The organism is Verrucomicrobiota bacterium, from assembly GCA_027622555.1.
In the GTDB taxonomy this organism is placed as follows: Bacteria; Verrucomicrobiota; Verrucomicrobiia; order Opitutales; family UBA2995; genus UBA2995.
The window spans coordinates 1-5,437 of the sequence record JAQBYJ010000204.1 but is presented as its reverse complement, the minus strand read 5'-3'; the positions used below and the strand labels follow the sequence as shown (position 1 = coordinate 5,437).

At 49.6% G+C, this 5,437-nt stretch carries 2 protein-coding genes; one reads left to right on the top strand and one right to left on the bottom strand.

Annotation, left to right across the window (positions count from 1 at the left end; genetic code table 11):
• The first annotated feature begins 491 nt into the window (after window positions 1–491).
• Window positions 492–2,318, top strand: a complete 1,827-nt coding sequence (locus O3C43_24540; protein MDA1069657.1) for an arylsulfatase — start codon at window positions 492–494, stop codon at window positions 2,316–2,318.
• A 121-nt stretch (window positions 2,319–2,439) separates the two neighbouring features.
• Here the strand turns inward: O3C43_24540 and O3C43_24535 are convergent, their stop codons facing one another.
• The gene (locus tag O3C43_24535) at window positions 2,440–5,334 is read right to left on the bottom strand and encodes a vitamin B12-dependent ribonucleotide reductase (protein MDA1069656.1); all 2,895 of its coding nucleotides are present in this window, start codon (window positions 5,332–5,334) and stop codon (window positions 2,440–2,442) included.
• Between the last annotated feature and the right edge of the window lie 103 nt (window positions 5,335–5,437).

Here is a 5,437-nt window from a genome sequence, read left to right as displayed (position 1 = left end):
TTGAAATAGGATATCTGGTTGGCGAGAAAAATCCCGGCTAAGGCCTCGGTAAATTCGCGACCCGTAATTTTAAAACGCTCGGGATCGCGATTAATATTGTTCCTACTTGTCACGCCGAAGCCCTCGGGCGAAGGAGGGCACCCCGAATCCCGCATCTAAGTTTTTGGTAGCAGGAGGTATCTTACTACCGAATCTCCGGGGTGTAATTAAAAGTGCGGTGAGTTACGACCTTACTGCAATTAATTTACCGCTCTCCACAGTCAAGCAGGTAGGGCGAGTGCGTCCTCGCACCGCCGCCGAATCTCCTGGAAATACACGGCACTGCGAGGACGCGGTAACCCTACCGGTCTCGCTTACAAGGAAAGTTGCATTGAGCTGTTCCCTCGACCAAGAGACCGGATACTCTCCGTAGAAAGAATCACTACCGAATCACCTAGAATCCGTTTTTTGTCTTGTTCGCGTTTGGTCTTTTGGAGTAGTGTCTCTGAACTATGATTCGACGAGTATTCTCTACCCTGATTTTTCTTACTGCTCTGGTTTCTTTTCTTAATGCCCGACCCAATGTAATAATCGTTATGACGGACGACCAGGGTTATCCGGAATTGTCGGTGCATGGGAATCCCGTTCTTCAGACTCCATTCCTGGATAAGCTGCATAGTCAGAGCCTGCGACTCATTGATTACCATGTCTCGCCCATGTGCACTCCTACCCGTGGACAGTTGCTCACGGGAATGGATGCTGCACGTAACGGGGCGATCAATGTGAGTAGCGGGCGTTCTTTACTTCGTGCGGAATTGCCGACGATTGCTGATGTTTTGGGAGAAAACGGTTATGCTACCGGGATTTACGGAAAATGGCACTTGGGTGACAATTATCCATTCCGTCCGGAAGATCGGGGCTTTGATGAAACCATTTGGTTCCCATCGTCACACATCAGCTCGGTCCCCGATTTCTGGGGAAATGACTATTTCGACGATACCTACATCACCAACGGGGAGCGCAAGGCTTACAAAGGTTATTGCACTGATATTTTCTTCGATGAAGCGATGAAGTTTATGAAGAAAAACGCAAAGTCTGGTAAACCGTTTTTTACATACATTGCTACCAACACGCCGCATGGGCCGCTTATCGCAAAAGAAGAAGATAAAAAAGCGATTGCGGAAGCCTTTGAGAAGTCGACCTTGTCTCACCTGGATGAGGGTTTGAAAGATTCGCTGAGTAGCTACCTTGGTATGGTTAGGAATATTGATACCAACATGGGAAAACTCATGGAGTTTCTCGAGAAGGAAGGACTGCGGGAAGATACGATTTTGATTTTTAAAACCGACAACGGAAGCACCCAAGGTCCCAAGTATTACAATGCCGACATGCGCGGGATGAAAACGCAATTGTGGGACGGTGGACATCGTGTCCCCTGTTTCATAAGTTGGCCCAATGGCCGACTCATGTCACCCAGGGACATTGATGGTCTAACTCAAGTGCAGGACCTTTTCCCCACGTTGCTGGATCTGTGCGGCATCCAATCCTTTGCTGCAAAAAATTTTGATGGTATGAGTCTGGCCAGAGTCCTGCTCGGAGCAGAGGAGGTGTCGGAAGATCGTACCCTGATTATAAATTACAGTCGGATGCCAGGTGGATTTAACATTCCTTCACCTTATACGCAGTCTATCCTTAAACGGAACCATGCCGGTGTGCTTTGGAAGGGTTGGCGTTTGTTGGAAGACCGGCAGCTTTACAACCGTGAGACGGATCCTCTCCAGGAAACAGACGTATTCGATCAACATCCTGAGGTAGTCGCCAAGATGAGAAATGTACTCTACGATTGGTGGAATCGGGTAGGGCCCACCGCCAACGAACCTCAACGAATTATTATTGGCGATGATATTGAAAACCCGATGATGATTACCGGGTGCGAATGGCTGGACGTATTCGTAGATCAACAACGTCAAATCAAAATAGGCACCCGCAAGTCTGGCTATTGGCTTCTCGATGTAGCCCAGGCTGGCGAGTATGAATTTGAGTTGCGCCGTTGGCCAAAAGAATTGGATTTGCCATTGATGGATCCAAGTCCGGACGGAGGGGTGGCGTTACCCATTGCAGTAGCCAGGATGTTCATCAGCGATTTTCAACACCTGGACATTGCCGAAAAACCACCTTATGGATTTGAAGGTCTTACACAAAAAGTTAGCCCGGGTGATACTCACGCCAGTTTTACAGTTAAGCTGGAACAAGGTCCCATGGCGTTGCACACCTGGTTTGACGATGATCGAAGAGAAACGATCGCTAGCGCGTATTACGTTTATGTGACCAGGAAGTAGGAGATAAAAAGACCGATAAGGAGCAATCAATTTGTGCGATCGTTACTGTTTTATCAAACTTGAGAGACTGAACCAACACCACCTTCGCAACGGTAAATCTTCTTCGATTACCTGTATTTGTTCAAGAACACCCAAGGCTGGTTCCACAGTCCATGCAGACGCCGCATGTTCCGGTTTTGCGAATTTTGTTCGACCCACAATCGGGACAGGTCTCTCCACTCTTTTCAGAAAGTGCCAGATCCAATTGATAATCCGGGCCGGTAAAAACTGTTCCCTCCAATACTTCCTGCTCGGCGGCTTTGGCTTCGGCGCGCGCTTTAGGTGACATTTTTTCCCGGTAGCCGGGGATGAATTCCATACCCATCCAGCGGACGAGATAGTCGATAACAGACTTGGCCATGGGGATATCAGGATTGGGTGTAAACCCTTCGGGTTCAAAACGCACGTGGGTGAATTTCCGGACCAGAGTTTCCAGCGGTACCCCGTATTGAAGGCTTGAGGACATTAACACTCCAATAGTATCCATGAGCCCGGAGATGGTAGATCCACCTTTGGACATTTTGATAAAAACCTCGCCCGGTGAACCATCCTCGAAACACCCCACGGTAATATATCCTTCATGTCCTTGAATGGTGAATTTGTGTGTCAGAGAGGTTCGTGTATCAGGAAGGTGGCGCCGGTAGGGTTCGGTAACGATCTGGACTTGCTTTTCAGTTAAGTCGTTTGAGGACTTCTTCCGTGAAGACAACGGTGCGCTTCGCTTGGATCTGTCGCGGTAGATAGCAACGCCTTTGATGCCCAGTTTCCAGGCGTCCATGTAAATCTTTTCAATCTCCTCGACAGAAGTCGCCTGCGGCACATTGACGGTTTTAGAAATGCCCCCGGAGAGGAAAGGTTGTACCGCCGACATCATTCGAAGGTGTCCCAGGTAACCAAGAAACCGTGTGCCCATACCGCTTACGTTTGCAGTATCGAAAACGGCAAGATCCTTTTCCTCGAGGTCCGATTTATGGATGGTTCCGTTTATCTCGACCGTTTCCAAGGTCCCGTAATCTTCGAGGTGTTTTAGAATCTTACCGATTTGTTTATCTGTGTAGCCCAATTTCCTGAGACCGGGATCTAACACTTCGAGCGGTAAAGTGAGAAAGCCACCACCGACCATGGTTTTGTAAGTCACTAAACCGAACGCGGGTTCAATACCGGTTGTTTGGCAATCCATGAGAAATCCAATAGTCCCTGTTGGTGCCAGGACGGTGACCTGAGCATTCCGAAACCCGGAAAGTTCTCCAGCGTTGAGGGCCTGGTCCCATCGGTCCCGAGCGGCTTCCAGCAAATAATCCGGGCAGGACGCGTCGATCTCGTCGAGAGCCGCCCGGTGCTTGCGAATTACTTCCAGCATGCTCTCTTTATTACTCTCGGCTACAGGCTCAGGACCGTTAAAGGGACGGGGATTATGGTAGCCTGGGAACGGGTCAATTGTCGCCGCAATCTCAGCTGAAGTGCGATAGGCCTCGCCTGTCATAAGCGCGGTGATACCCGCCGACAGAGAGCGGCCCTTGTCACTGTCGTATCCGATCCCCCGTGACATCAGTAACGCACCTATATTTGCGTAACCGAGCCCGAGAGGCCGGAACCAATGCGAATTGTACGCAATGCCGGGAGTCGGATAGGAGGATCGACTAATCAATATCTCCTGTGCGATAATGAGAATTCGAACGGCAGCGCAAAACCGCTCCACATCGAAGGTATCACCTTCCATAAATGGCATCAGGTTGATAGACGCCAGGTTGCAGGCGGAATCGTCTATGAAGTAATATTCGGAGCAGGGATTCGAGCAGTGTTGTCGGTCAGTCGCTTTGCAGGTGTGCCATTCGTTGATTGTATCGTCAAATTGGAGACCGGGATCACCGCACACATGCGTTCCTTCGGCGATTCCATGCATGAGATTACGCGCGCGCAGTTTTTCGACTTTTTCGCCGTCGCGTACAGCTCGCGTCCAGATGTAGTCATCCGCCTCGACCGCTCGCATAAAGTCATCTTTGGCCCGGACTGATAAATTGGCGTTTTGGAACTTGATGGAGTTGTAAGCTTCACCTCCAAATGATGGATCGTACCCTTGCTCTATCAACGCCCAGGCTTTTCTTTCTTCCTTTAGCTTGGCCTCAATAAACTCCCTGATGTTAGGATGGTCCGAATTCAAAACGTTCATTTTGGCGGCGCGCCGGGTTTTCCCACCAGACTTTACCACACCTGCAACTGCGTCATATACTTCCAGAAAAGAAAGCGGGCCACTCGGCGTTCCTCCACCGGTCAGTTTTTCTTTTGTAGATCGAATGCTGGAGAGGTTGGTGCCGGAACCACTCCCGTACTTGAACAACCGGGCCTCGGAGGATGCCAGGTCCATGATCGACTCCATGGTATCAGACACAGATTGAATAAAACAAGCAGAGGACTGCGGATATTCATACTGGTTGTCGACTGAACCTACCTTGTTGCGGGAAGTATCGAAATAGAAATTTCCAGAATCTCCATCTTTCCCCACGCCGTAGGTGTGATGAAGGCCGCAGTTAAACCAGACCGGACTGTTGAAGGCAGCTCGCTGTCTTACTAGAAGGAATGTCAGTTCATGATTAAAAATTTCTGCTTGTTCATCCGTTTTGAAATAACCGTCTTGTCGGCCCCAGTCGGTTATCGTGTCCGCTACCCGTGCCACCAATTGACGGACACTGGTCTCCCGACCGCCTTGCCTGGGATCGTTTCCCAAATCGGAATCGCCATAAAAATACTTACTGGTTACGATACGGGTGGCGGTTTCAGAAAAGTAGGAAGGTACTTCGACTCCCTGCTGTTCAAAGATAACCGTGCCATCGGCACCTTCCAGACGAATGTCGCGCGTTTCCCAATCCACCTCGGTGAATGGATGTACGTCGGCCGTGGTAAAGTGGCGCTGAAGGTTAAGGGCTGGTGTTTCGGTTGGTTCGGATTTGGCAATAGAATGGGGTATCGTGGCACTCATTGATAGGGTTTGGATAAGGTATGTTAGGATTGAAGGTGTGTTGGAAATATCCAAATTATCTTCGAGAAGATTTTGCGCAAGGGGACTGCTTGCGCGAAATTTT

Bases quoted from the DNA above. Each gene is read 5' to 3' on its own strand.
- O3C43_24540 (MDA1069657.1), top strand. From the start codon at position 492: ATGATTCGACGAGTATTCTCTACCCTGATTTTTCTTACTGCTCTGGTT.
- O3C43_24535 (MDA1069656.1), bottom strand. From the start codon at position 5,334: ATGAGTGCCACGATACCCCATTCTATTGCCAAATCCGAACCAACCGAA.